Annotated in this window: 23 protein-coding genes; 13 read left to right on the top strand and 10 right to left on the bottom strand. The window is 59.7% G+C overall.

Translation table 11 applies throughout. The features are described 5' to 3' along the window. Nucleotides 1-44: 44 nt before the first annotated feature. From RTCIAT899_RS34445 to RTCIAT899_RS26600, 5 genes are read right to left on the bottom strand one after another with little or no spacing between them, the layout of a single operon-like run. A complete protein-coding gene (locus RTCIAT899_RS34445) occupies nucleotides 45-1,826 on the bottom strand; it encodes an amino acid ABC transporter permease/ATP-binding protein (protein ID WP_015342930.1) in 1,782 nt (593 codons plus the stop codon). Between the two features lie 40 nt (nucleotides 1,827-1,866). Continuing rightward, complete coding sequence (locus RTCIAT899_RS26615; RefSeq protein ID WP_041678399.1) at nucleotides 1,867-2,415, bottom strand: GNAT family N-acetyltransferase; 549 nt, start codon at nucleotides 2,413-2,415, stop codon at nucleotides 1,867-1,869. 8 nt (nucleotides 2,416-2,423) lie between these two features. After that, nucleotides 2,424-3,623, bottom strand: a complete 1,200-nt coding sequence (locus RTCIAT899_RS26610) for a M20 aminoacylase family protein (RefSeq protein ID WP_015342928.1) — start codon at nucleotides 3,621-3,623, stop codon at nucleotides 2,424-2,426. A 15-nt stretch (nucleotides 3,624-3,638) separates the two neighbouring features. Beyond that, entirely contained in the window at nucleotides 3,639-4,988 is a 1,350-nt protein-coding gene (locus RTCIAT899_RS26605) for an LLM class flavin-dependent oxidoreductase (protein WP_015342927.1), read from the bottom strand. Nucleotides 4,989-5,012: 24 nt separating this feature from the next. Beyond that, nucleotides 5,013-6,005, bottom strand: coding sequence for an LLM class flavin-dependent oxidoreductase (locus RTCIAT899_RS26600; RefSeq protein ID WP_015342926.1), 993 nt, complete (start codon nucleotides 6,003-6,005; stop codon nucleotides 5,013-5,015). Nucleotides 6,006-6,296: 291 nt separating this feature from the next. On the opposite strand from RTCIAT899_RS26600, the gene RTCIAT899_RS26595 reads away from it, so the two are divergent. The 8 genes from RTCIAT899_RS26595 to RTCIAT899_RS26560 all read left to right on the top strand — a co-directional run bounded on the left by RTCIAT899_RS26595 (nucleotide 6,297) and on the right by RTCIAT899_RS26560 (nucleotide 13,920). Continuing rightward, nucleotides 6,297-6,506, top strand: coding sequence for a hypothetical protein (locus RTCIAT899_RS26595; protein WP_244441561.1), 210 nt, complete (start codon nucleotides 6,297-6,299; stop codon nucleotides 6,504-6,506). Nucleotides 6,507-6,838: 332 nt separating this feature from the next. Beyond that, the gene (tauA, locus tag RTCIAT899_RS26590) at nucleotides 6,839-7,819 is read left to right on the top strand and encodes a taurine ABC transporter substrate-binding protein (RefSeq protein ID WP_376766871.1); all 981 of its coding nucleotides are present in this window, start codon (nucleotides 6,839-6,841) and stop codon (nucleotides 7,817-7,819) included. A gap of 55 nt (nucleotides 7,820-7,874) precedes the next feature. Further along, nucleotides 7,875-8,663, top strand: coding sequence for a taurine ABC transporter ATP-binding protein (locus RTCIAT899_RS26585; protein ID WP_015342922.1), 789 nt, complete (start codon nucleotides 7,875-7,877; stop codon nucleotides 8,661-8,663). Beyond that, nucleotides 8,660-9,514, top strand: a complete 855-nt coding sequence (locus RTCIAT899_RS26580) for an ABC transporter permease subunit (RefSeq protein WP_015342921.1) — start codon at nucleotides 8,660-8,662, stop codon at nucleotides 9,512-9,514. The genes RTCIAT899_RS26585 and RTCIAT899_RS26580 overlap by 4 nt, the downstream gene beginning before the upstream one ends. 84 nt (nucleotides 9,515-9,598) lie before the next feature. Then, entirely contained in the window at nucleotides 9,599-10,669 is a 1,071-nt protein-coding gene (locus tag RTCIAT899_RS26575; RefSeq protein ID WP_015342920.1) for an LLM class flavin-dependent oxidoreductase, read from the top strand. Nucleotides 10,670-10,821: 152 nt separating this feature from the next. Next, nucleotides 10,822-11,271: a manganese-binding transcriptional regulator MntR gene (mntR, locus tag RTCIAT899_RS26570; RefSeq protein WP_015342919.1), complete on the top strand. Its 450-nt coding sequence runs from the start codon at nucleotides 10,822-10,824 to the stop codon at nucleotides 11,269-11,271. 216 nt (nucleotides 11,272-11,487) lie between these two features. Further along, nucleotides 11,488-12,957 carry a sensor domain-containing diguanylate cyclase gene (locus RTCIAT899_RS26565; protein ID WP_244441560.1) on the top strand — a complete coding sequence of 490 codons (1,470 nt, stop codon included), beginning with the start codon at nucleotides 11,488-11,490 and terminating at the stop codon, nucleotides 12,955-12,957. A gap of 123 nt (nucleotides 12,958-13,080) precedes the next feature. Next, nucleotides 13,081-13,920: a mechanosensitive ion channel family protein gene (locus RTCIAT899_RS26560; protein ID WP_015342917.1), complete on the top strand. Its 840-nt coding sequence runs from the start codon at nucleotides 13,081-13,083 to the stop codon at nucleotides 13,918-13,920. 150 nt (nucleotides 13,921-14,070) lie between these two features. Here the strand turns inward: RTCIAT899_RS26560 and RTCIAT899_RS26555 are convergent, their stop codons facing one another. The 4 genes from RTCIAT899_RS26555 to RTCIAT899_RS26540 all read right to left on the bottom strand — a co-directional run bounded on the left by RTCIAT899_RS26555 (nucleotide 14,071) and on the right by RTCIAT899_RS26540 (nucleotide 17,718). Beyond that, nucleotides 14,071-14,733, bottom strand: coding sequence for a hypothetical protein (locus RTCIAT899_RS26555; RefSeq protein ID WP_015342916.1), 663 nt, complete (start codon nucleotides 14,731-14,733; stop codon nucleotides 14,071-14,073). A gap of 417 nt (nucleotides 14,734-15,150) precedes the next feature. Further along, nucleotides 15,151-16,236 (bottom strand): LLM class flavin-dependent oxidoreductase, encoded by a 1,086-nt coding sequence (locus RTCIAT899_RS26550; protein ID WP_041678397.1) that lies wholly within the window; start codon nucleotides 16,234-16,236, stop codon nucleotides 15,151-15,153. A 134-nt stretch (nucleotides 16,237-16,370) separates the two neighbouring features. Next, nucleotides 16,371-17,027: a nucleotidyltransferase domain-containing protein gene (locus RTCIAT899_RS26545; RefSeq protein ID WP_244441563.1), complete on the bottom strand. Its 657-nt coding sequence runs from the start codon at nucleotides 17,025-17,027 to the stop codon at nucleotides 16,371-16,373. Between the two features lie 220 nt (nucleotides 17,028-17,247). After that, on the bottom strand, nucleotides 17,248-17,718 hold the full coding sequence (locus RTCIAT899_RS26540; RefSeq protein WP_015342913.1) for an Lrp/AsnC family transcriptional regulator: 471 nt from the start codon (nucleotides 17,716-17,718) through the stop codon (nucleotides 17,248-17,250). A 127-nt stretch (nucleotides 17,719-17,845) separates the two neighbouring features. Here RTCIAT899_RS26540 and RTCIAT899_RS26535 point away from each other — a divergent pair, with 127 nt between their 5' ends. Both RTCIAT899_RS26535 and RTCIAT899_RS26530 read left to right on the top strand, forming a co-directional pair. Continuing rightward, entirely contained in the window at nucleotides 17,846-19,093 is a 1,248-nt protein-coding gene (locus tag RTCIAT899_RS26535) for an argininosuccinate synthase (protein ID WP_015342912.1), read from the top strand. 37 nt (nucleotides 19,094-19,130) lie between these two features. Beyond that, nucleotides 19,131-20,048 carry an ornithine cyclodeaminase family protein gene (locus RTCIAT899_RS26530; protein ID WP_015342911.1) on the top strand — a complete coding sequence of 306 codons (918 nt, stop codon included), beginning with the start codon at nucleotides 19,131-19,133 and terminating at the stop codon, nucleotides 20,046-20,048. Nucleotides 20,049-20,069: 21 nt separating this feature from the next. Here the strand turns inward: RTCIAT899_RS26530 and RTCIAT899_RS26525 are convergent, their stop codons facing one another. Next, on the bottom strand, nucleotides 20,070-20,969 hold the full coding sequence (locus RTCIAT899_RS26525) for a LysR family transcriptional regulator (RefSeq protein ID WP_015342910.1): 900 nt from the start codon (nucleotides 20,967-20,969) through the stop codon (nucleotides 20,070-20,072). 104 nt (nucleotides 20,970-21,073) lie between these two features. Here RTCIAT899_RS26525 and hglS point away from each other — a divergent pair, with 104 nt between their 5' ends. From hglS to RTCIAT899_RS26510, 3 genes are read left to right on the top strand one after another with little or no spacing between them, the layout of a single operon-like run. After that, on the top strand, nucleotides 21,074-22,468 hold the full coding sequence (hglS, locus tag RTCIAT899_RS26520; protein ID WP_015342909.1) for a 2-oxoadipate dioxygenase/decarboxylase HglS: 1,395 nt from the start codon (nucleotides 21,074-21,076) through the stop codon (nucleotides 22,466-22,468). A 59-nt stretch (nucleotides 22,469-22,527) separates the two neighbouring features. After that, nucleotides 22,528-24,060, top strand: coding sequence for an L-piperidine-6-carboxylate dehydrogenase (gene amaB, locus RTCIAT899_RS26515; protein WP_015342908.1), 1,533 nt, complete (start codon nucleotides 22,528-22,530; stop codon nucleotides 24,058-24,060). Nucleotides 24,061-24,065: 5 nt separating this feature from the next. After that, nucleotides 24,066-25,301 (top strand): pyridoxal phosphate-dependent aminotransferase, encoded by a 1,236-nt coding sequence (locus tag RTCIAT899_RS26510; protein ID WP_015342907.1) that lies wholly within the window; start codon nucleotides 24,066-24,068, stop codon nucleotides 25,299-25,301. The last annotated feature ends 58 nt before the right edge of the window (nucleotides 25,302-25,359 follow it).

The following is a 25,359-nucleotide window of genomic DNA, read 5'->3' as shown; positions in this document are numbered from 1 at the left end:
CGGACGCCTGCCGCGTCGGAGCGTCGAATGCTTGCCTGCGACTGCTAGAGAACCTTGGCGAGGAAAGCGCGCGTGCGCGGATGCCTCGCATCGTTGAGGATCTGTGTGGGCGTGCCGGCTTCGATAACGTGGCCGCCCTCCATGAAGACGATGCTATCGGCGACCTCGCGGGCAAAGCCGATCTCGTGGGTGACGATGACGAGCGTCGTGCCGGTGCGCGCAAGCTCCTTGATCACATCGAGCACTTCGCCCACGAGCTCAGGATCAAGTGCGGAGGTCGGCTCGTCGAAGAGGAGGACCTTCGGCCGCAGTGCCAAGGCACGGGCGATGGCAACACGCTGCTGCTGGCCGCCGGAGAGCTGGCGGGGATAGGCATCGATCTTATCGCTAAGGCCGACGCGAGCGAGAAGCTCTTGCGCCAAGGCGGTCGCCTCGTCGCGGCTCACCCCACGTACCTGGATGGGTGCCTCGATAATGTTTTCTAAAACTGTGAGATGCGGGAACAAGTTGAAGTTCTGAAAGACCATGCCGATGTCGGTCCGGCGTTTCAGAATATCCTTCTCCTTGAGCTCATAGAGCACCTCGCCCTTCTGCGTGTAACCGACAAGTTCGCCATCGACGGAGATGAAGCCGCTGTCGACGCGCTCGAGATGATTGATGGCGCGCAGCAGCGTCGATTTTCCCGAGCCCGACGGGCCGATGATAGCCGTCACGCTGCCGGCCGGCAGGTTAAGCTCGACATCGTCGAGAACTTTCAGCGTGCCGAAGCTCTTCGAAATACCGTGAATGCGCACGGCACCGCCCTTGGCACGAAGATCTGTCACGCTCCGAAAAGCGGCGAATGCCCTGGTGTCCGAACTACCGTCTACAGTAGCGGGCAGCGGCCGCTGGAAGCGTTTGAAGAATGCCTGAAACGGCAAAGGTGTCGGATTGCGCACCGCACCCTTGGAGAAATAGCGCTCGATATAGTGCTGGGCAATCGATAGCACGGTCATGATGACGAGATACCAGACGGTTGCCACCATCAGCAGTGGAATGACTTCCAGATTGCGGCGGTAGATGACCTGCACCGTGTAGAAGAGTTCCGGCAGGGCCAGCACGTAGACCATGGAGGTACTCTTGGCGAGGCCGATGATCTCGTTGAAGCCCGTGGGCAGGATGGAGCGCATCGCCTGCGGCAGAACGATGCGGAACGCCTGACGGCGGCGCGACAGACCGAGGGACGCGGCCGCTTCCAGTTGCCCCTGATCGACCGAAAGAATGCCGCCGCGCACGATTTCGGCAAAGAAGGCCGACTGGTTCAGCGTCAGCCCGAGAAAGGCCGCAGCAAACGGCGTCAGGAGCTGCGTGGTCGGATAATCGAACAGAACCTTGTCGCTGAACGGGACTCCAATGCTAATGGTTTCATAGAGATAGCCGAGATTGTTGAGAACCAGCAGCAGCACGATCATCGGGATCGAACGCAGCAGCCAGATATAGCCCCAAGAGAGGCTCGCAAGCAGGGGCGACTTCGATACACGCGCCAGAGCCAATGCCGTTCCGAGGATGGAGCCCGAGACCGCAGCAAGCGCTGTCAGAAGCAGCGTCCTGCCAAGGCCAACCAGCACCGGCTCCGCAAAGAACCACTCGGCGAAGACGCCCCAGCCCCATCGCGGATTGGTAAAGGTGGAGTAGAGGACGACCGCCATGACGAGTGCGGCAAAGATCGTGCCGGCGGTTCGCCCAGGGTGCCTCGCCGGCACGATGCGATAACGCGAATAATCAGTCTTCGTCTCGGCGGCTCCAGTGCTTCGATCGACATCTGCAAAACCCGTCGTCAGCGCCATAATGCTTACCCCTTTTTGATTGTCGTTGATCCGCTACGCATTACCGGCCCGCAGCTGCCAAGCGCTGCTGCGAGCCCGAGGTTTCGGCGATATAGGCCAGAGCCAAATGGCTGATATCCTTCTCGAAAGGCAGGCTCTTGTAGATTTCCGGATCGACGGAGGTATCGAACAGGGCTGTGTAGCCGTTGTTGAGATAAAGCCCGACCGCCTCGGGTTGGCGAAAGCCTGTCGTCAGGTAGATGCGGCGATAGCCTTGCCGCGCCGCCTGGACCTCCAGTTCGACAAGCAGCCTACGCGCCAATCCCTGACGACGGAGATCGTGCCGCGTCCAAATCCGTTTGAATTCGGCGGTTTGCTCGTCATAGTGCTTGAAAGCGCCGCCGCCGATCGTCTCCCCGTTTCGGAGAAGGAGCAGGAAATTGCCATGCGGTGGCGCGAAGGCCTCCGGCGGATAGCGGTTGAGTTCGGCAGCCGCCCCTTCAGCATTGAAATAGCTGCCGTAGCGACTGTCATATTCGTGGATCAGTTCGTCGATCAGGGGCTTGGCGCGCGGGTCCAGCGTGGTCGTATAAAGAAACGTGTCGCTCATGTCGTTCGTCACCCGTTGTCATTCGCGAGGAAAGTTTCGGCCAGCCGCACCCAGTAGCGGGCTGCCGGCGCGATGATGGCATCGTTGAAATCGTAGCGGGCACTATGCAGCGGCGCGCTGTCGCCATTGCCGACGAAGAGGTAGCTTCCGGGCTTTGCCTGCAGCAGGAAGGCAAAGTCTTCGCTCGCAGTCCGCGGCCGGAAATCCGCCTCCACGGCAGCGGCCCCAAGCGCCTGCAAGGCGACATTGCGGGCGAATTCCGTCTCTTCGGCATGATTGACGAGCGCGGGAAAACCGAGGCGGTAATCGACCTCCGCCACGGCGCCAAAGCTTTCCGCCTGCGCGCGCGCCAGGGCGGAAATTCGTTCCTGCAATCTCGCCCGAACAGTCTCATTGTAGGCACGCACGGTCAGCTTCATCTCCACGCTTTCCGGGATGACGTTCGAAGCCGAACCGGCATGAATGGAACCGACCGTTGCGACCGCCATTTCCTGAGGATCGATATTGCGCGAGACGACGCTTTGCAGGGCCGTGATGAACGAGGCCGAAGCCAGCACCGGGTCGACCGCACGATGCGGCTCGGCACCATGCCCGCCCTTTCCAACGATCGTGATGACCGCCTTATCGACTGAGGCCATCGCCGGGCCGGCAACGAAGCCAAATTGCCCCGCCGGCACGCCGGGCCAATTGTGCAGGCCGAAGACCGCATCGACCGGGAAGTGATCGAAAAGTCCCTCCGACAACATTTTGCGTGCACCTGCGCCGATTTCTTCGGCCGGCTGGAAAATCAACCGCACCGTGCCGCTGAAATTGCCGCTTTCGGCAAGATAGCGGGCAGCGGCCAGCAAGATCGACGTATGTCCATCGTGACCGCAGGCGTGCATGACGCCGGGATTGGCACTCTCATAGGCGAGCCCGGACGCCTCTTCGATCGGCAGGGCATCCATGTCGGCGCGGATACCGATGCTGCGGTTGCCGTTACCTCGCCTCAGGGTCGCGACTACACCTGTACCAGCGATACCTGTTGCTACGTCGTATCCCCATTCCGCGAGCAGCGAGGCCACCTTTTTGGCGGTGCGATGCTCCTGAAAGGCCAGTTCGGGATATTGATGCAGGTCGTGCCTAAGCGCGATGATTTCATCGAGATAGGCGGCGATCCCTGTCTCGATTGGATCGGTAATCGAAGCGGTTTTGATGATGGCGTTCATGGTGATCGTCCTGGCTCAAGCGCCTACGGCCTTTGCGGGTTCGATATCGGCAGTCTCTGCCGCATAACGGCTTTCGCGATATGGGAGCCCGAGATGATCACGGAGCGTCTCGCCTTTCAAAGCGGGATCGAAATAGCCGCGCTCGGTCAGGATCGGCAGGACATGCCTGGAGAAATCGTCGAAGCCTTCACCGATAACGGGGAAGCCGAGGATGAAGCCGTCGGCGCCCTCTTCGTCCACCCAGCGGATGATTTCACTGGCAATGTGCTCGGCCGTGCCGATGAAGGAGGTTCGCGGCGTTGCCGCATCGAGCGCCACCTCGCGCAAGGAGAGCCCCTTCTCCCGCGCCGTCTTCTTGATACGATCGGTCGTAGCGCGGAAGTTGTTGCGGCCGATATCGCCAAGATCGGGAAACGACTCGTCCAGCGGATAGGCGCTGAAATCGTGATGATCGAAGAAGCGACCGAGATAGACGAGCGCCTCCTCGATGGTGACGAGATTGCGGATCGCCTGATACTTGGCTTCCGCCTCCTCCTGGGTCGCGCCGACGATCGGGCCGATGCCGGGGAAGATGCCGACATCGGCGGCGCTGCGGCCATGCGCGATCGCGGATTGTTTGACCTGCTTGTAGAAGATCTTCGCGTCTTCCAGCGGCCCGCCATTGGTGAAGACGGCATCCGCATGTTTGCCGGCCAGCCGGATGCCCGAATCGGAGGCGCCGGCCTGGAAGACCACCGGCTGGCCCTGCTTGGAGCGACCGATATTGAGGGGGCCTTCGATGCGGAAGAAACGGCCCTTGTGGTTCAGGCGATGCAGCTTGGATTTGTCGGCGTAGACGCCGGTCTCGCGGTCGCGCACGAAGGCATCGTCGTCCCACGAGTCCCAGAGCCCCTTGATCGCATCGAGATATTCGTCGGCGATCTCGTAGCGCAACTCATGCTCGGGATGCTCGCGGCTATAGTTGCGGCCGGAGCCTTCGAGCGGTGAGGTCACCGCGTTCCAGCCGGCGCGGCCGCCGCTGATGAGATCGAGCGAGGCAAACTGCCGTGCGATGGTGAAGGGATCGCTATAGGATGTCGAAACTGTGCCAACCAGCCCAAGTTTCGTCGTGAAGGCGGCAAGCGCGGACAGAATGGTCAGCGGCTCAAAGCGATTGAGGAAATGCGGGATCGACTGTTCGTTGATGTAAAGTCCGTCCGCGACGAAGGCAAAGGCAATACCCGCCTCTTCGGCCTTGCGGGCGGTCCTGACGAAGAAGTTCAGATTGGTGCTGGCATCGGCCGGAACGCTCGGATGCTTCCAGGCATTCATGTGGCCGCCGGGACCCTGCAGCATGATACCGAAAGTGACGTGTTTTTGAGCCATGATGATCCTCCTGGGACAGGCCGCTCAGGCAACGAGGGAAAGGCGTTCTTTGGCGAGCAATTCTATGGAGTTGAGCCGTTCGATCGCGGTCAGCGCCGGCGTGTCGAGCACGAATTCCTCGACGCCGTAACGGTGATGGAGCGCGTCAAGCTCGGCGCGGATCTGCGCCGCCGTGCCATGCAGCACGCTCGGCGCCTTCTCCTCGGTCCGGAATTCCGAAAAGCCCGCCTGACGCGCAAATTCCGCCGCCTGCTCCTGGGTGCCGACATTGACGCTTTGACCGTTGGGCAGGAAGAGCTTGACGATGCGCAGCTGACCGACACGCTCACGGGCATGGGCTTGGCTTTCGGCAGCAAAGGCTGCGAGCGCCAGGATCGGCACCTTGCCGCCCGTCGCATTTGCGTAGGCTTCGAAGGTATTGCGCAGATTTTCCGGATCGCCGTTCAGATGGCCGGCAAACACCAGCCTCCAGCCCTTCTCCGCGGCGAGCTTCGCACTCTCGACGCTGGCGCCAAGAAGGAAGCGCTCCGGCGCGCGTGGCGGAAACGGCGTCGCCAGCGCGCCATCGGAATGAAGGTCGGCCGCAAGATAGCTGTTGATATCGGAAAGCTGCTCGGCGAAGTCAGGCTTCTTTTCTTGATCGAACGCGCGCTGCAATGCCCGCGTCGAGAGCGGAAATCCACCCGGCGCCTTGCCGACACCGAGATCCACGCGCCCCGGCGCCAACGAAGCCAGGAGATTGAAAGTCTCGGCAACCTTGTAGGCGCTGTAATGCTGCAGCATGATGCCGCCGGAGCCGACGCGGATCCTCGAAGTTCGGGCAAGAAGATGGGCAATCAGGACTTCTGGCGCTGAACTTGCAAGGTTCGTCATATTATGGTGTTCGGCGACCCAAAAGCGATGATAGCCAAGTTCTTCGGCCCTAACGGCCAACCGTGTCGTGGCGCCAAGCGCATCGGTGGAACTGAGCCCCTGTTCGATCGGACTCTTGTCGAGAAGACTAAGGAGATAAGACATGCCGTTTCATCCATGTTTTCGCTCAATGTCGACCATGGAGCGCTATAGTCTATAAAAAACATAGATTTTAAGTTATTTAAGAAACAGCTTTCTTTTTCTTCCGCCGGATGCGGAAAAAATCGGCAGTTGCTCGAGAAAATTGCGTAGCGGCATTGACGATGCCCGGCGAGAACCTCGACGGATAGCCAGTTCAGCCGTGGAGGCCATGTCTACAGCAATTGCATGCAATAGATTGCCAAACCCCGCAAATCAGTTCACCTTTCGGCCATGCCAGATATCGCACGACCATTCGTGACCGATGATGACCCTGATCGGGACATTCGCTGCCAGGACGCGCTTCAAGCCGCTTATCGAGAATTGGTGAGCGCTGCGATCATGGCGGGATGGGCGGAACGCGAGGTCGTTCTTGCGATTGGTGAGCTCGCGGACAAGCACCTGCTCTCGCTTGAAACCAATGACAACGCAGATGCTTTGATTGCATTGCTCCGGCGGATGACCTGATGGCCCCATCCGGGTCACGTCGCAAGCGACCTTAAATTTCGGCTCTTTCGCTATCGAGGCGTGGGTCGGCTGTCCTCACGAGGGTAGGCGCTACAGTTCATATGTTGATGGCTGCCGGTTGTTTCCTTTGCTGGAAAGATGCCACGGTCGCAGTCTGTACGAATTCAGACAAACAATTCCTATTATAGTCTATAAAAATAGTTTGCTATTTCTATCGATCCACTCCCCGATTTCGCTAGGTTCTGCGCATTGCACTCACGGAACCGCCGGCAGATCTGATCCGGCCAAGGGGACTAGTTATGAAGTTCAACACACTGATCACTGCGGCCGTGATGGGTCTCGCCAGCATTTCGATGGCGGTCGGCGCGGCCGCTGCCGACAAGAAGGTCGTCGTCGCCTATCAGACCGATGCCCTGCCCTCCTCTGTCGCGATCGCCAACGGCGAGTTCGCCAAAGAGACCGGCTATGAGATCGATTTCCGCAAATTCAATTCCGGAGCTGAGATCTTCGCCGCCATCGCATCCGGCGACGTCCAGATCGGCTATGTCGGCTCAAGCCCGTTTGCCGCTGCCGCCTCGCGCGGGCTGGAGGTGAAGGCATTCTACCTCTCGTCCATCTCCGGCGTCGATGAAGCGCTCGTGGTGCGTAATGGCTCCGGCATCAACACACTCGCCGATTTGAAGGGCAAGAAGCTCGCGGCGGCCCCCGTTTCCACCGACCACTATCAGCTGCTCGCTCTCATCAAGTCTCTTGGCCTGAGCGAAAAGGACGTACAGGTCTTCGCCGTTCCGCAGCCGGAAATCGTCGCAAGCTACAATCGCGGCGATATCGACGGCGGTTTTGTCTGGGACCCGGCGCTCACCGAGCTGAAGAAGAACGGCAAGGTGCTGGTGACATCCAAGGACGTCGCTGACAAAGGCGCTCCGACGTTTTCCGCCTGGGTCGCAACCTCGAAATTTGCCGCAGACAATCCGAAATTCCTGAAGGCCTACGCCTCGGTGATCAACAAATACTACGCCTCGTTCGCAGCGGATAAGGCCGCCTGGGGGCCGGACAGCGACAACGCCAAGGCGCTCGCAAAGCTGCTCGGCGGCACGGCGGACCAGCAGGCCGCCGCGCTCAAGAACCTCACGCTGCTGACGCCCGATGTGCAGGCATCGGCAGCATGGCTCGGCGGTGGCGACCAATCCGGCGCTGCCAAGATCCTCAAGGATACTGCGGCCTTCCTGAAGAGCCAGGGAAAAGTCTCCGAAGTCCTGCCGAACTATGGTGCATTCGTCACTGCTGACGCGCTTGTCAGCGCAAGCAACTGATCCTCCCTGGCGTCGGCGCGCTTGTCGCGCCGGCGTCGCAATATCGAGAAAGCCCATGCTTCAAGTCGACCATGCCAGCGTCTTCTTTGCAGCGCGTGACGGCAGAACCGTTCACGCGCTCGATCGCGTTTCCTTCAACATTCCGGAGCGCGGTATCGTCGTAGCGCTCGGCGCGTCCGGCTGCGGCAAATCCACCTTGCTCAATGCGATCGCCGGCTTCCTGCCGTTGTCCGAGGGGAAGATCACGCTCGACGGAAGGCCCGTTTCCAGGCCAGGTGCCGATCGAGGCGTCGTCTTCCAGAAGGATTCGCTGCTGCCATGGAAGTCCGTCATCGACAACGTGGCGCTCGGCCTGCAATTTGCCGGACTGGGCAAGCGGGAACGCCGCGATCGCGCATCCGAGCTTTTGCGGCTGGTGGGCCTCACCGACTTTGCCAATGCTCTGCCCTATGAATTGTCGGGCGGCATGCGCCAGCGCGTCGGCATTGCCCGGGCACTCGCTACCGATCCCGACATATTGCTGATGGACGAACCCTTCGGCGCGCTCGACAGCCTGACGCGCGAGCAGATGCAGGAACTGCTGGTCTCCGTCTGGGCCAGAACCGACAAACGTATTTTCTTCATTACCCACTCGATCGAGGAGGCGCTTTTCCTCGGAACGGAGGTTCTGGTCATGTCTCCGAGACCGGGGCGTGTCGTTGCGCGTTTCGAACTCGATTTCGTACATCGCTTTGCCGCCAGCGGCGATACGAGAGCAATCCTGTCATCACCCGAATTCGGCAATCTTCGGGACGAAATTCGCGCGATCCTTCACAGCGCCGATCACGTCAGGAGTGCGGCATGAGCGATATTATCGAAACGCACCCAATCGCCGGATCTGAAAAGGAAACACACCCGAAGCTGGTTCGCATTCCCGGCTTCGGTGTTGGTGAAAAACCCACCGTCGCCATCAGCATCGCCACGGCGGTCGCCTGCCTGGCGCTGTGGTGGCTCGTCGCCAAGCTCGGTCTGGTGTCGCACCTCTTCCTGCCTCGACCTGACGAGGTGCTGACGCAGATCGGCGTCGTCTACCGCGATGGCTATGCCGGCGCCTCGCTTTCCGAGCACATATTGGCGAGCTTGTTTCGTATCGTCGTTGCTGCGGCCATCGCAATCGGGATAGGCATTCCCGTCGGTCTGCTGATGGGCCTCAACCGCTGGGCAAAGGGAATTCTGGATACGCCCATCGAATTCTATTGGCCTCTGCCTCCCCTTTCCTACCTGCCGCTGATGATCATATGGCTTGGAATCGGCGAAACCTCGAAGATCACCCTTCTCGTGCTCGCCATGTTCGCGCCGATCTGCCTGTCCGCCCAGGCCGGCGTGCGTTCGCTGCCACTGGAGCGGGTCAATGCCGCGCGTTCGCTGGGGGCAAACCGGCTGCAACTTTTCCTGAATGTCGTCCTGCCCTCGGCCTTGCCGGAAATCCTGACCGGTATCCGGATCGCCTTCGGCATCGGCTGGGGAACGCTGGTGGCGGCGGAACTCATCGCTTCGACGCGCGGCATCGGCTTCATGATTATGTCGGCATCGCAGTTTCTTGCAACCGACGTCGTCTTCGTCGGCATCGGCATCATTGCTGTCTGCGCCTTCGCATTTTCCGCCGCCATTCGTATCCTCGAGGCGGTCCTCGTTCCGTGGAAGGGCAAGCTTTAGTCGCAGCGGCCGGAAGCCGAGATCGCTGACGGCTCTCCTCACCATCAAGTCCCTCGTTGGGTTCAGAAGACTGACAGGCACAGCATGAGCAGCAATTGCGAATTTCTTTGGTACATCCCCAATGATGTCAAACCGGGCCATCGCGGCGATTCCGCCGTCGAGAATCATAACAGCCTGGAGACCCTGACCAGCCATGCCAAGGCCCTGGAAGATCACGGCTGGAAGGGCGCATTGATCGGCACCGGCTGGGGCCGCCCCGACACCTTCACCGTCGCGGCCGCACTTACCGCACGCACCACCAGCTTCGAGCCGCTCATCGCAATCCGCCCCGGCTACTGGCGGCCGGCGCACTTCGCCTCCGCTGCCGCCACGCTGGATCAGCTGAGCGGCGGCCGGGTGCGCGTCAACATCGTTTCCGGCAAGGACAATCTTGCCGCCTATGGCGACAGCGAGGGTGATCAAGCCCATCGCTATAGCCGCACCAAGGAATTCATGCGGCTCACCCGCAGGCTCTGGACCGAAGAGAACGTTACCTACGAGGGAGAACATTTTCGCGTCAGTGAATCCACGGCGGCGCCGCGTATCGAGCCTCGCGGGAAACGCCTGCATCCCAAGCTTTATTTCGGCGGCGCTTCGGATGCGGCAGAGCGTGTCTCCGCCGCGGAGGCCGATGTGCAGCTTTTCTGGGGCGAGCCGCTCGCCGACATCGCTGAGCGGATCAGCCGGCTCAAGACACTCAGCAGAGATCTTGATCGCGATCTGCCGCCGCTGGAATTCGGGCTGCGCATAACGACGCTGGTGCGCGACACGACGGAGCAGGCCTGGATCGATGCCGAGGCGAAAGTCGCCGAGATGGCTGAGAATAAGGGCGTCGGCTGGAACGATCACCGGCAATCGATCGCGGTGGGCCAGAAACGGCTATTCGATCTCGCCGCGCGCGGCGACATACTCGATGACAATCTCTATACCGCGCCCGGCAAGTTTGGCGGTGGCGGCGCCGGCACCACCTGGCTGGTCGGCTCCGCAGAGGATGTCGCCCGCTCCTTGCGCAAATACCGCGATCTCGGCATCACGCACTTCGTCCTCTCGGACACGCCATATCTGCCGGAGATCAAACGGCAGGGCGAGCAGCTGCTGCCGCTTTTACGCGGCTGAAGTCTCTCAGACGCCATATCAGCTTAGGCAGGGCTATTTCGATTTCACAGGCGACCAAGATCGGCCGTCGGGGTTTCATAACGTCGCTGAATTATTTATAGTCGAGGCTAAACATCATTACACGGTTCTTAATCATGGGGAGATGAGCCGCCTTGACGAAATTGCCTGTCGCCGCGGAAAGCCGTCTGTCGTCGACCGAGATCGAGACGCACGCCGAGGCCTTTCAGAAAAGCCGCGAAGATCGACGCACGGAATTGATGGAAGACTATGTCGAGCTCATCGCCGATCTGATAGAACATGCCGGCGAGGCACGCCAGACCGATATTGCACAGAGGCTGGGAGTAACGCAGCCGACAGTTGCCAAGATGCTCAAGCGGCTAGCCGAGGAAAACCTCATCACACAACGCCCCTATCGCGGCGTCTTTCTGACCGAAGAAGGCCAGCGCCTGGCCGCGGCAACCCGCCGACGTCACGAGATCGTGGAAGCGGTTCTCTGCCGTCTCGGCGTCGATCCCGATACGGCAAGAAATGATGCCGAAGGAATTGAACATCACGTCAGCCAACGGACACTCGAAGCCTTCGAGCGTTTCTTGAAGACGTGACTGCTTGTAGCTGGCAAAACCGATTGCAATCAAGCCAGAGCCTCTTCTGGGCATATTTTCAACAAGAATGAGTTCAAAAGAAATTGATGCGCAGCGTCCGGCTTGACCCGCTACTTGATGTCAACGCAAGCTTTACGAAGGCTTGCTAACCAGAACTTAGCGAACTGTCGGCCTTTGTATTACGAATACTGATTTTTATTGCCGGCGCAGGGAATCATGATGAACGCCCAGGACTTCAGCAGCACCATTTTCGATCTTGCCCCCGTCGCCATGTGGCTGGAGGACTTCAGCGGCGTCAAGGAGCAGTTCGAATTCTGGCGCGCTGAAGGTGTGACGGACCTGCGTTCCTATCTGCTTGCCGATTTGCAGCGCGTTGCGATCTGCTCGCAGAAGATCAGGCTTCTTGCCGTCAACGCCAGGACGCTTGAGCTTTTCGAGGCGCCTTCCTTCGAAACGCTTGTCGGAAATCTCTCGCAGGTCTTCCGGGACGAGATGCTGCAAAGCCATGTGAACGAACTTGTGGCGCTCTGGGAAGGCAAGACCGAATTTTCCGGCACGGCTGTCAACTACTCGCTCGGCGGCAAAAGGCTCGACATCCAGCTTCGTGGCATCATCCTGCCGGGTCACGAGAGCTCCTGGAGCCGGTTGCTGCTGACCACGGAGGACGTGACGGCTCGTGAGGAGGCAAGAAGACAGGAAGAGCGCCAGCGCCGCTATGCGGAAGGCATGTTCGAGCATTCGCCCGTTTCTCTCTGGGTCGAGGATTTCAGCCGCGTGAAAATCCTGCTCGATAAAATCCGCGATCGCGGCATTGTCGACTTTCAGGTCTTTCTCGATGTGCATCCGGAATTCGTCCAGCAATGCATGAGCGAAATCAGCGTCCTTGACGTCAATCAGGCAACCCTCGATCTCTTCTGTGCGCCGGATCGCCAGACCTTGCTTCACCGGATCGGTGAAGTGTTCCGCGGCGATATGGAGAAGCATTTTCGCGGGCAATTGATGGAATTGTGGAACGGTCGCCTCTTCCATCAGCGCGAGGTGCTGAACTACGCTCTCGACGGATCGGAGCGCCATGTTCTCCTGCAATTTTCCGTATTTCCCGGTTACGAGAACGACTGGTCGCTCGTGCAGGTGGCGCTGACGGATATTACCGCCCGCAAGAAAGCGGAAGCCTATCTCGAATATCTCGGCAAGCATGATGTGCTCACCCGGCTTTTCAACCGCGCCTTCTATATGGAAGAGCTCAACAGGCTGGAGCGCAAATCGCTTCGGCCTGTCTCCGCCATCATCATCGACCTCGATGGCCTCAAGGAAGCCAATGACGAAAGCGGCCACGACGCCGGCGACGCGCTGTTGCGCCGCATGGGCGAGGTGCTCAACAGCGTCGTCTCGCTGCCAAATCACGCGGCGCGCATCGGCGGCGACGAATTTGCCGTTCTTCTGCCAGGCGCCGATGAAATCACCGCCGCTGCAATGGTCGAGACGATCAACGAGCTGTTGAAGATCAACAACCAGTTCTATTCCAGCGCGCCACTCAACGTCTCCGTCGGCGTTGCAACGAGCCAGCCTGGCGAGACCATGGAAGCGATGATCAAGCGCGCGGATCTCGGCATGTACGAGCAGAAGAAGGTTCATTACGCCGCGGCCGCCGCCACCCGCCCACATCGGGCAAAGAACGGCGCCTGACGCCCGGCACTCAGCTAGAGCAGCCCTATAGTCTATTGAAACAATCCGTTTTCACAGGCTCGCTCACCGGGAACAAAGATCGCGAGTTCTCATTTGCCCCCCGGGGAAAGATGGAGTTTTGATATGGACGATCAAGCCGCCAACATCGTCGTCGCAACCCGCTCCGCGCTCGACCAGGCCTCGGCGCTCGCGGTTCAATATGGTTTCTCGCTTCTTGGCGCGATCATTCTCCTGATCGGCGGTTGGCTTCTTGCAGGCGTTATCAGCCGCTCGGCCTATCGCGTCATCTCACGCATTCGCGGCATCGACGAAACGCTGGCGATCTTCTTCCAGAATGTGCTGCACTACAGCTTGCTCATCCTTGTGTTCATCACCGTGCTTGGCCAGTTCGGCGTGCAGACCGCCTCCATCATCGCCGCTCTCGGCGCTGCTGGTCTCGCGATCGGCCTGGCGCTGCAGGGCACGCTTCAAAACATCGCCGCCGGCATCATGTTGCTGATCCTGCGGCCGTTCCGGGTTGGCGAATATATCGAGACGACGAACGTCAAAGGCTATATCAAGGAGATCGGACTCTTTGCGACGGAGATGAGGACGGCCGACGGTCTCTACCTCATGGCGCCGAACTCGACGCTCTGGAACACGCCCATCCTCAACCACAGCCGCGAGCCGGACCGCCGCCAGCAATTGTCCGTTGCCATGGGTGAGAAAATCGACATCGATCTTGCCCGCAAGACAATCCTCGACATCCTGAAAGCGGATCAGCGCATCAAGGCCGCGCCTGCACCGAAGGTCTATCTCGATGATCTGTCGGCCGATCAAGCCGTGCTCGACATAGAATACTGGACGATAACATCGTCCTGGTCGGATGTCCGGCATGACGTGGTGTCCAAGCTGAAGGCTCGACTTGCCGAACCGGACATTACAATCAAAACGGCCGCAGGCGTGGGTGGGTCCGACGAATGACCTCAACGAAAGCCAAGCCTGCCGCCGGCAGGGAGCTGAGCAAGCGGCAGGCTTTGCGAGGCACGACACCTCAAGCAAGATCGATTTCTTGCGAGGTCTAAACTTCCGCTAGCCGCATTTGTTCCGCATCACCCGAACTCTGCGGTTACCCTACCATTTGATGCGATAGTCCAGACGGACATTGCCAGCTGGCGCCAAAGTCTGCGGATCAGCAAAAGACGCTGAGAAATTCAGGTTCGGCGCCAAGGGTTGGCGAAATGAGATCGTGCTGGAAAAGGCACTGCCGACGTCCTTCAGGTTGCCGATCGCGGAGATCGAAGTTCCTGTCCAGGGAACGGCAACGGTAACGGCCTGCGTCGCGACGATGGAGTTTGCCGCGCTCCGCGTGCCCGCGTAATTTACGTTCAGCGACCTCGAAGTGCTCATGTCCAGGTTTTCCGACACTGTCCAGCTCCGCGAGCGCTCAAGGCAAAGCACTCCCGTGCTATTGAGCGCATCGACCCTCAACGACACCTCGCGGCGCCATACGGTCGAAAAGCGCTTGTGATCGTCGATTGCCGTGCCCCAGAGCGTTGCCAGGCTGCTGCTTCGCAAGATCGCGCCGGTGGCGGCGCTACCAAGCCCGAGATCCATGCCGGCGCTGACGTCCCAGGCCATCGGCAGCCGGAAACCGAGAGTGGCCTTGTATGTTCTGGGTGCGACCTTGACCGGCGACCAGATCATCAGATCGCTGGCTTTGGTGACCTGCGGCAAGCTGACACTCGCAAGAAGACCAAGAACGCCGCGGAGGACGCGTTTTGACTTGAAGCCCATGTTAAAGCCCGCATTCTCTATGCCCCGACCTCGTGATGTTCAGGGCGCAACAAGGCAACAGCCAGACACGGGAGCAACCGCATTCCGGCTTCGGATTGATTTTGTTCGGTTAAGCGCCAGCAAAATTGCGGCACATCGGAGCCAAGACTAGCGGCATCCGGTTGAAGGGAATGAAGCCGCTTCCAATCAAGCAGCATCCTTCGTCTAAAAGAATCCCATCCGGGGCCACGCTTGTAAACCCCTTGACCTCAAGTTTTTTGCTGCGTTGCACACATGTCGCACCCGCGACACCGCGGCACGAAAGCGACGTTGCTGTGAGTGGCCTGAAAAACCAGCCTTGAGGCGACAAATATGTCTCCATCAAAGGGATGATCACATTCCCGCGAGTCGCGAGGTGCAAAGCATTGAAGCAGTCGTTCACTCCACCCGAAGCCCAGCCTTCTTCAAAATCGGAAGCACCCGATCGCAGAAATAAGGCAGTTCCTGCGTATAGTTGACGAAGGACAAGGCGATGCCGGCATAGCCTTGCTCGGCAATGGCAATCATCTCTTCGGCAATGCGCTGCGGCGTGCCGATCAGCGGATAGCTGCCAGCTCCACCGGCAAAGCGCTGCCGGTAGCGCTCATAGGCCTCGCGATCATGGGATTGCGAGAACTCCTTCTTGCCGGCCATGTGCTGATCGACGGCGGCGTGATCGGCCATGGTCACGGCATAGCGGGTGTAATAGTCCTCCGCCTCCGCTTGCGTCTCGCGGCAGACGACGTGACAGACCGTATAAACGCCGACCTGCCTGCCCGTGCCTTCCGCCCGTGCAGCGATGTCGGTCACATGCTTTCCGGCTTCATCAATCTCGGTAAAGGTGGTGAAGAGATAGTCGCAATGCGCGGCAGCAAAGTCTCGGCCGGGGCCGCCGAAAGCCGCATTCATCGTCACCGGCCGCGGCGCCTGCAGGCTGGCAGGGCGGCTGACGGCTTCCTTCAGATTGTAATAGGTGCCCATATAGTCGATCGGCTCATCAGAGGCATAGAGCCTCTCGACAATTTCGAGCCATTCGCCCGCCTGGTCGTAGCCCTTTTCGACTAGCGGCACGCCGAACATACCGAATTCCTTCGGGTTCCAGCCGCAGACAATGTTCAACCCCGCCCGCCCCTGACTTATGTGATCGACCGTCGCAAGCGACTTCGCAGCATAAAGGGGATGGACGAGCGGCACGTGCACCGTCATGAAAAGGCCGATCCGCTCGGTCGCGGCCGAAAGCGCGGCCGCCCAGGTGAAGGTCTCGAACGACCATTCGCGCACGCGGTTCTTGCCTCCAAAACCGCGCCAGCGGGCAATCGGCAGAAAGAACTCGAGCCCAGCCCGGTCAGCGATCTGTGCGGCGGTCAGATTATCCTGCCAGCCTGCCGTCCAGCGCTCCGGCACATCGGTGATGGCAAGGCCGCCATCCGCATTGGCAGAAAAAACACCGAGCTTCAGCCGGTTCGGCCCCTTCAGCGGATGCATCTTCAAGGCGGCTTCCTCCTCCCGAGTTCACCTCGCGTCTATCCTGCCGAAAATCTGCAGTGACCCGAAGGAAAATGTGTGAGCGTTGGCAAGAAAAATTTCAAGCTTAAAATTTTTCGATCAGCACTTAACAATCAACCACCGGGCACAAGGCTCTTTCGTCTCGCCTGTTGCGATGCCATGCGCTTGTCGCCTGCGAAGAACGGGCCACCATGCCGGTCCAGTTCGGTATGCGTCAGGTTGCACAGTGCCTCAACATCTCCCGCTGAGGCCCGACCGAAAGCATCGTCGAAGCTATCGGCCAAGTGCCAATCCACCTCACGAAGCAGGCGGGGAATCCATTTGCCCCTGCCCGACCATCTTCCTCGTCCCAGCAGCATAAGGTCAGCCAAAGGCTGGTAGAGTTGCGCGGCAATCGCTTGTATCTCCGGAGCCGCCGGCTCACCATGAAGGTCATCGAGAAGATCGGTGATCTGATATTTCAGAGCATTCAGCTTCTCACCTTCCAGCCCCGGTGGGCTGGCATGGAGAATGCTGGCAGCATAGTCCCTCCAGATCTGCCCCTTGTCAGGATTTGGCCCGAGGATCTGGCCTGTCGCAACCATATGAATGATAACGGGATAGCCGCGCGCAATATCGCTCTCAAAGAACCAGCTGAGCGTCTCCGGGTCGTGAACAAACACTTCGAATGGGAACTCGCCCTCGATAAAGGTTTCGCGCCAGGCGGTTTCGAGCCGATCGAAGACCACGACCAGATCGATGTCGGAGCCCTTTCTTCCCTCGCCTCGTATGATCGACCCTGAGGCAAAGGCAAAGGAATAGTCCGGAAAACGGCTTGCGAACCGGGCGTGTCGCCTGCATCGCCGTTTCGAATATGCTCATTTCGCTCTCCAAACATCAATTGTCTTGCAGGTCCGATATGCCCGCCAGGGTCCGAGCAGGCAGGCATCGGCTCCGCAAGCTCAACGGCACTTCGCCGCCGCCATAATTGGCCGACAGCTGGCTGCAATGCTACGAGGCCAAAGGCAACTCGAAGCTTCGCTTCAGCGTTTCCATCGGCACATCGGTCTTGACGTTCAATACGCTCGGGATGCGCGTCAAGTGGTCGGCCTGAAAACGCCAATAGCTGTGCAGATCAGTCGTAACGATGCGCAGGACGGCATCGCATTCACCCGTGGTCAGATAACATTCCATGACTTCAGGAAATCGCCTGACAGCCTCCGCAAACTGCAGGGTGACTTGCGCATCCTGCGTCTTGAACCAGACGCGGGCGAACACGGTGAGGCCCGCTCCCACCTTTGCCGGGTCCAGAACGGCAACATAGCGATCGATGATGCCGGCATCCTCCAGCAATCGCACGCGGCGAAGACAGGGTGATGGCGACAGCCCCACTTCCTTCGCAAGATCGACATTGGAAATGCGTCCATCCCGCTGCAACACCTTGAGAATACGCCGGTCTATCTCGTCAAGAGTCGATGACACAATATAGCTCCTGAGAACGATCCAGTGGAATAATATGCCAAACTCTCTCGTAATCTTGAACTCTTTGCAAGCTCATTGCGCGAGGATTGGCCTATCGTTTCAGCCGTCAACATGGAGATGAAAGCTGATGTCGAAAAAGCTCAAGAAAGTCGTGCTCGCCTATTCGGGAGGACTGGACACATCCATCATCCTGAAATGGCTGCAGCAAACCTACGGCTGCGAAGTCGTGACCTTTACCGCCGACCTTGGCCAGGGCGAAGAGCTTGAGCCCGCCCGCCGAAAGGCCGAGCAATTGGGCGTGACAGATATCAGGATCGAGGATGTCCGCGAGGAATTCGTTCGGGATTTCGTTTTCCCGATGTTCCGGGCAAACACGCTCTATGAGGGGCAATATCTCCTCGGCTCCTCCATCGCCCGCCCTCTCATCGCCAAGCATCTCGTCAATATCGCAAGCGAGGTGGGTGCCGATGCCATAGCCCACGGCTCCACAGGCAAGGGCAATGACCAGGTGCGTTTCGAACTGGCGGCCAATGCGCTTGATCCATCAATCAAGATCATCGCGCCATGGCGCGAGTGGACCATCCAATCGCGCACCCAACTGATCGAATATGCCGAAGCGCACCAAATTCCAGTGCCGAAGGATAAGCGTGGCGAGGCTCCCTTTTCGACCGACGCAAATCTCCTGCACACCTCTACCGAGGGCAAGGTCCTTGAAGATCCGGCCGAGATCGCGCCATCCCATATCTACCAGCGCACCGTCGATCCTCTGGAGGCACCCGACGAACCGGAAATCGTCATCATCGGCTTCGAAAGGGGCGATGCCGTTTCCCTGAATGGCGAAGCAATGGCACCAGCTACACTCCTGACGAAGCTCAATGAATTGGGCGGCAGGCATGGCATCGGCAGGATTGACCTTGTCGAGAACCGTTTCGTCGGGATGAAATCGCGCGGCGTTTACGAAACTCCAGGCGGCACGATCCTGCTTGCCGCTCATCGCGGCATCGAATCCATCACGCTCGACCGCGCCGCTGCACATTTGAAGGACGAGATCATGCCGCGCTATGCTGTGCTGATCTACAACGGATTTTGGTATTCGCCCGAGCGGGAAATGCTGCAGGCATTGATAGACCGGAGCCAAATCCATGTCAGCGGCGAAGTGACGCTCAAGCTCTGCAAGGGTTCAGCCAGCGTGATCGCGCGCACCTCGCCCGCTTCGCTCTACTCGACCGATCTTGTCACCTTCGAGGAAAGCTCCGGAGCATACGACCACCATGACGCCGAGGGCTTCATCAAACTCAATGGCTTGCGCCTGAAAAGCTGGGCAACGCGAAACGCTAGAATAGCCGCCTCTGCTATTGACCTCAACTGCACTTGAGGTTGCAGAGTGGCTGGCATAATGAGGCCGACCCGCAATGAAGATATTGAAAGACGAGGATTTATGCCCTGCCGCAGTCATGCGTGGGGCAATCGATGCCTTGGAAGCAGCTTTCCGAGCCAAGGCCGCCGGCAAGCTGGTGTCCCCACCCCGCCATCACGTCTCCTTTCCCGATCGTGGAGACATCGTGTTCACGGTCGGCGGCATTGATGGCGAGCGGCCGCTTGCCGGCTTTCGTGCCTATGAGACTTTTGATGGCCACCAGCATTCACAGGTCGTCGCAGTTTGGCGTGCTGATACCGCTGAACTTCAAGGGATCATCTTGGGCGAACGGCTCGGCCAGATCAGGACCGGGGCAATCGGAGGCGTAGCCATCCGTCTCCTCAGCGCCGCGGCCGCCCGCACGGTCGGCATCATTGGCAGCGGTGCTCAGGCGCGAACACAACTCATTGCCGCTGCCGCCGTTCGCGACATAAGCTCCGTCCATGTCTTCAGCCGGAACCCAAGAAACTGCGTCGCCTTCGCTGAAGAGATGCAATTGGAACTCGGCATTGCCGTTGAACCGGTTACAAGTGCCGCAAAAGCCGTGGCCAATGCCGATATCGTGTTATGCGCAACAAACAGCGACAGGCCGGTGATCGATGCTTCGGATGTAAAAGCCGGCGTCCATATCAATACGATCGGCCCGAAGACGCTCAAGGGGCACGAACTCGGCCTGGATGTCGCGAACATGGCCAGCATCATCGCCACGGATTCCCTTGAGCAAACGCGCGCCTATGCGTCTCCATTTTTCCTTTCCGGAACCATGCACGAGGAGCGAATGCTCGATCTTGCGACAATAGTCGCCGGCCATACGGCCGGTCGAACGTCGCTCCTCGACACGACGCTCTTCTGTTCGGTCGGCCTCGCGGGCACGGAAGTCATCGTAGCATCGGCCATATTCGACACGATTTGACCACCTTGGAAAAGGCGGTGACTACTGCGGGGTGACCTCGCTCAGCAGCCAATCTTGAAACAATGTCGCCGTCTCATTCGTCTGCTTCTTTTCCGGCATGACGACGTAATAGCTGTTCTCGGTCGGCATCGGCAGATTAAACAGCGGCAGAAGCGTGCCGGCCTTGAGCTCATCCTCGATGAGATAGGTGGGCAGAAGCGCCACACCGAGCCCGGCGATGGCTGCTGCGATGATCATGGAAAACTGGTCGAAGCGCGCGCCGGGATAGGCGTTCTCCGTCGGCAGCTCCTGCAGATCGAACCATTGCGCCCAGAGCTTCGGACGCGTTGTCAGGTGCAGCAGCGGGGCTCCTGACAGCTCGTCCGGCGAGATCAGACCCAGTCGTCCGGCAAGTTCCCGGCTGGCGACGGGGAGAACGGTTTCGTTACAAAGAAAAGTCGCGACGGCTCCCGCCCATGCCGGCAGACCGTAGTGAATGGCGAGATCGAAATTATCCTCCTCAAAATTGAAGGGCTTGGACCGGGATTCTACCGTGATGGCGACATCGCGATGTTCGTCGAGAAACCGGCCGAGGCGCGGCACCAGCCAACGCGTACCGAAAGTCGGCAAGGTCGCGACCTTCAGCGATAATTTCATCTGGCCGGCGGCAACGGCGCCGATCATCAGCCGCTCGGAGCGCAGAAGCAGGTCCTTCACCTCCGGTAACAGCCGAAGCCCGGCCTCGGACAACACGACGCGCTGGCGAACACGCTCAAACAGCTTCAGACCTGTCTGTTGCTCCAGATCGCTGATCTGACGGCTGACGGCGCTTTGGGTAAGATTGAGTTCTTCGGCGGCACGCGAAAAATTCTGATGGCGCGCGGCGCATTCGAATGCCTGCAGGTTGACGATGTCAGGGATGAGGCGGCGGCGCATGATCATTCCATTTTTGCATCAAGTTAGAATTTTCTCTCACAAGACCAGCCGTCGAACAAGAGATATTCTGCCAGATAGGAATGACATAGTCTTTCAGGAAGAGATCGCCCATGAAGCCTGATCACGTCTCGACCAGCGATATTCGCAGTGCTTTTTCAGCCGCCATGTCGGCGATGTATCGCGAGGAAGTCCCCGCCTATGGCACGCTCATGGAGCTGGTCGCTCGCGTCAATGACGAAACGCTCATCGCACAGCCCAAGCTGAAGGAGCGGCTGGAGGCGACCGATTATCTCGATCGTATCTCCGAGGAGCGGCATGGCGCCATCCGGCTCGGCACGGCGGCGGAACTTGCGATGATGGCCCGCGTCTTCGCCGTCATGGGCATGTATCCCGTCGGCTATTACGACCTCTCGACCGCCGGCGTGCCGGTTCATTCGACCGCCTTCCGGCCGATCGGCGATGCGGAGCTGAAGCGCAACCCCTTCCGCGTCTTCACCTCCCTGCTGCGGCTCGATCTCATCGCCGATGAAGATCTTCGCAAGGCCGCCGCGGACATTCTCGCCAAGCGCCAGATTTTCACGGAAGGTGCCGTAGCACTCACCGAAAAGGCAGAGCGCGAAGGCGGCCTGAACAAGGACGACGCCCAGCGCTTCGTCGGCGAGGTTTTGGAAACCTTCCGCTGGCATGACGAGGCCAATGTTGATGCCGGCATGTACCATCGCCTCCATGATGCCCATCGCTTGATTGCCGATGTCGTGTCCTTCAAGGGGCCGCACATCAATCATCTGACGCCGCGCACGCTCGATATCGATCAGGTGCAGGCATTGATGCCGGATTATGACATCGCCCCGAAGGCCGTCGTCGAGGGTCCTCCGACACGCAACTGCCCGATCCTGCTACGCCAGACCTCGTTTAAGGCGCTAGAGGAACCCGTTTCCTTCCGCAATGCCGATGGCGTCTGGGAAGCCGGCTCGCATACCGCGCGCTTCGGCGAGATCGAACAGCGCGGCATTGCGCTGACGCCGAAGGGCCGCGCGCTTTATGACAGGCTGCTCGATCAGTCGCGCAAGATCGTACGCCCCGCAGCCGACGGATCGAACGCGCGCGATTATGAGGCGGCACTTGCCCAGAGCTTTGCCAAATTCCCGGATGACTGGGCAACAATCCGCGCCGAAGGGCTCGGCTATTTCACCTATTCGCTGACCGCCAAGGGCCAGGCCGCCGCAACGAGCCATGGGGATATCGACGCGCTGATCGACCAGGGCTTCGTCCAGTTCGATCCGATCGTCTACGAGGATTTCCTTCCCGTCAGCGCCGCCGGCATTTTCCAGTCCAATCTCGGCGATGGCGCGCAGCAGGACTTCGTCGCCAGCCCAAACCAGCAGCGCTTCGAAGCCGATCTCGGCATGAAGGTGCTGAACGAATTCGACCATTACGCCGGCATCGAACAGGCGTCGATCGACGCCTGCCTACGAGCCCTTTCCAAACAAGACGCCGCCGAGTGAGGTGATGCGGCGATATCAGCCGCGCGCCACCCGGATCAAGACAAGTGGAGTTTCACAAGATGAATATCGCAGCCAAGACCCCTTCCGTTGCAGCCGAAGCTGCCGCCATTCTCGAAAAGCTTGGCGTCGACAAGGCGCTTTATACTGAGGGTGACATGCCCTCCTACTCTCCGGTGACCGGCGAGAAGATCGGCAGCCTCAAGACCGTTTCGGCCGATGAAGCGGCGAAGAAAATCGAGAAGGCGCATGCCGCATTCCGCGCCTGGCGCCTTGTTCCGGCACCGAAGCGCGGCGAACTGGTTCGTCTGCTCGGCGAAGAACTGCGCGCTGCCAAGGACGATCTCGGCCGCCTGGTGTCGATCGAAGCCGGAAAAATCCGCTCCGAGGGCCTCGGCGAAGTGCAGGAGATGATCGACATCTGCGATTTCGCCGTCGGCCTGTCCCGCCAGTTGTACGGTCTGACGATTGCCACCGAGCGCCCGGGCCATCGCATGATGGAAACCTGGCATCCGCTCGGCGTCGTCGGCATCATCTCAGCCTTCAATTTCCCGGTCGCGGTCTGGTCATGGAATGCAGCGTTGGCGCTGATCTGCGGCGACGCTGTCGTCTGGAAGCCGTCGGAAAAGACGCCCCTGACCGCTCTTGCCTCGCAGGCCATCCTTGATCGTGCGCTTGCCCGCTTCGGCGATGCGCCGGAAGGTCTTTCGCAGGTACTGATCGGCGATCGCGCTATCGGCGAAATCCTGGTCGACCATCCGAAGGTGCCGCTCGTCTCCGCAACCGGCTCGACCCGCATGGGCCGTGAAGTCGGGCCGCGGCTTGCCCAGCGCTTTGCTCGCGCCATTCTCGAACTCGGCGGCAACAATGCCGGCATCGTCTGCCCTTCGGCCGATCTCGACATGGCATTGCGCGCCATCGCCTTCGGCGCCATGGGCACGGCCGGCCAGCGCTGCACGACGCTGCGCCGCCTCTTCGTTCACACAAGCGTCTACGATCAGCTCGTTCCGCGGCTGAAGAAGGCCTACGAGAGCGTATCGGTCGGCGATCCCCTGCATTCCTCCGCGCTCGTCGGTCCGCTGATCGATAAGGCGGCGTTCGACGGCATGCAGAAGGCAATTGCTGAGGCTAAGGCCCATGGCGGTTCCGTCACCGGTGGCGAGCGCATCGATGTCGGCCATACCGACGGCTATTACACAAAGCCGGCGCTGGTGGAAATGCCGAAGCAGGCAGGCCCGGTCATGGAAGAGACCTTTGCGCCCATCCTCTATGTCATGCCCTATGACGATTTCGACACCGTCATCGACGAGCACAATGCCGTTGCCGCCGGCCTGTCCTCCTCGATCTTCACGCGCGACATGCAGGAATCCGAACGTTTCCTGGCAGCCGACGGCTCAGATTGCGGTATCGCCAACGTCAATATCGGCACCTCGGGCGCTGAAATCGGCGGCGCATTCGGCGGCGAGAAAGAAACCGGCGGCGGTCGTGAATCCGGCTCGGATGCCTGGAAGGCCTATATGCGCCGCGCGACCAACACCGTGAACTACTCCAAGGCCTTGCCGCTGGCGCAAGGCGTCTCCTTCGACATCGAGTAACCTCCATGACGATCGCCACGAAAATCGAAGAGGCGGGCTTCAAGCCCGCTTCGCGGATCGCCTCCATCGGCGTTTCCACCATTCTTCAGATCGGCGCGCGCGCCAGCGCGATGAAGCGTGACGGCCTGCCCGTCATCATTCTCGGTGCAGGCGAACCGGATTTCGATACGCCCGACAACGTGAAGGAAGCGGCCAAGGCCGCCATCGATCGCGGCGAAACGAAATATACCGCACTCGACGGCACGCCGGAGCTGAAGAAGGCGATCGCCGGAAAGTTTCAGCGCGAGAACGGCATCGACTACGCGCTCGACGAAATCACCGTGGCGGCAGGTGCCAAGCAGATCCTGTTCAACGCTTTCATGGCCTCGATCAATCCGGGCGACGAGGTCATCATCCCGACACCCTATTGGACCTCCTATTCCGATATCGTCGAGATTTGCGGCGGCGTACCGGTTCTGATCCCTTGCGATGCCAAGGCCGGCTTCCGCCTGAAGGCGGATCAGCTCGAAAAGGCGATCACGCCGAAGACGCGCTGGCTGCTCCTCAACTCGCCATCGAATCCATCAGGTGCCGCCTATTCCAAGGCCGACTATATGCCTCTGATCGAGGTGCTGTCGCGCCATCCGCATGTCTGGCTGATGGTCGACGACATGTATGAGCACATCGTCTATGACGGATTCGAGTTCGTCACGCCCGTTGCGATCGAGCCCAGCCTCAAGAGTCGGACGCTGACCGTCAACGGCGTCTCCAAGGCCTATGCCATGACCGGCTGGCGCATCGGCTATGCCGGCGGTCCCAAGGCTCTCATCAAGGCCATGGCGGTCATCCAGAGCCAGGCGACATCCTGCCCTTCCTCCGTCAGCCAAGCCGCGGCCGTCGCTGCGCTGAATGGTCCGCAGGACTTTCTTGAGGGTCGCAAGGCAAGCTTCCAGCGCCGGCGCGATCTGGTCGTCAACAGGCTGAATGCCATCGAAGGCCTGGATTGCCTGATGCCGGAAGGTGCCTTCTACACATTCTCCGGCTGCGCCGGCGTACTCGGAACGACGACACCATCCGGAAAGATGATCGAGACGGATGCGGATTTCTGCACCTATCTGCTCGATGAGGCCCATGTCGCCGTCGTGCCCGGCTCGGCCTTCGGATTGTCGCCCTATTTCCGCATTTCCTACGCGACGTCGGAAACCGATCTTGTCGAAGCGCTTGATCGCATCGAAAGGGCCTGCGTGGCGCTCCGGCGCTAGAGCAACTGCGACCGACGCACAAAACGGCTATCCATCCGGAACTGCGTGAAAACAAAGA

The organism is Rhizobium tropici CIAT 899 (genome assembly GCF_000330885.1).
Lineage (GTDB): Bacteria > Pseudomonadota > Alphaproteobacteria > Rhizobiales > Rhizobiaceae > Rhizobium > Rhizobium tropici.
The sequence above is the reverse complement of the archived record's forward strand: the minus strand, read 5'-3'. Positions and strand labels throughout refer to the sequence as shown.

Bases quoted from the DNA above. Each gene is read 5' to 3' on its own strand.
- RTCIAT899_RS34445 (WP_015342930.1), bottom strand. From the start codon at position 1,826: ATGGCGCTGACGACGGGTTTTGCAGATGTCGATCGAAGCACTGGAGCC.
- RTCIAT899_RS26615 (WP_041678399.1), bottom strand. From the start codon at position 2,415: ATGAGCGACACGTTTCTTTATACGACCACGCTGGACCCGCGCGCCAAG.
- RTCIAT899_RS26610 (WP_015342928.1), bottom strand. From the start codon at position 3,623: ATGAACGCCATCATCAAAACCGCTTCGATTACCGATCCAATCGAGACA.
- RTCIAT899_RS26605 (WP_015342927.1), bottom strand. From the start codon at position 4,988: ATGGCTCAAAAACACGTCACTTTCGGTATCATGCTGCAGGGTCCCGGC.
- RTCIAT899_RS26600 (WP_015342926.1), bottom strand. From the start codon at position 6,005: ATGTCTTATCTCCTTAGTCTTCTCGACAAGAGTCCGATCGAACAGGGG.
- tauA (WP_376766871.1), top strand. From the start codon at position 6,839: ATGGGTCTCGCCAGCATTTCGATGGCGGTCGGCGCGGCCGCTGCCGAC.
- RTCIAT899_RS26585 (WP_015342922.1), top strand. From the start codon at position 7,875: ATGCTTCAAGTCGACCATGCCAGCGTCTTCTTTGCAGCGCGTGACGGC.
- RTCIAT899_RS26580 (WP_015342921.1), top strand. From the start codon at position 8,660: ATGAGCGATATTATCGAAACGCACCCAATCGCCGGATCTGAAAAGGAA.
- RTCIAT899_RS26575 (WP_015342920.1), top strand. From the start codon at position 9,599: ATGAGCAGCAATTGCGAATTTCTTTGGTACATCCCCAATGATGTCAAA.
- RTCIAT899_RS26565 (WP_244441560.1), top strand. From the start codon at position 11,488: ATGATGAACGCCCAGGACTTCAGCAGCACCATTTTCGATCTTGCCCCC.
- RTCIAT899_RS26560 (WP_015342917.1), top strand. From the start codon at position 13,081: ATGGACGATCAAGCCGCCAACATCGTCGTCGCAACCCGCTCCGCGCTC.
- RTCIAT899_RS26555 (WP_015342916.1), bottom strand. From the start codon at position 14,733: ATGGGCTTCAAGTCAAAACGCGTCCTCCGCGGCGTTCTTGGTCTTCTT.
- RTCIAT899_RS26550 (WP_041678397.1), bottom strand. From the start codon at position 16,236: ATGCATCCGCTGAAGGGGCCGAACCGGCTGAAGCTCGGTGTTTTTTCT.
- RTCIAT899_RS26535 (WP_015342912.1), top strand. From the start codon at position 17,846: ATGTCGAAAAAGCTCAAGAAAGTCGTGCTCGCCTATTCGGGAGGACTG.
- RTCIAT899_RS26530 (WP_015342911.1), top strand. From the start codon at position 19,131: ATGAAGATATTGAAAGACGAGGATTTATGCCCTGCCGCAGTCATGCGT.
- RTCIAT899_RS26525 (WP_015342910.1), bottom strand. From the start codon at position 20,969: ATGATCATGCGCCGCCGCCTCATCCCTGACATCGTCAACCTGCAGGCA.
- hglS (WP_015342909.1), top strand. From the start codon at position 21,074: ATGAAGCCTGATCACGTCTCGACCAGCGATATTCGCAGTGCTTTTTCA.
- amaB (WP_015342908.1), top strand. From the start codon at position 22,528: ATGAATATCGCAGCCAAGACCCCTTCCGTTGCAGCCGAAGCTGCCGCC.
- RTCIAT899_RS26510 (WP_015342907.1), top strand. From the start codon at position 24,066: ATGACGATCGCCACGAAAATCGAAGAGGCGGGCTTCAAGCCCGCTTCG.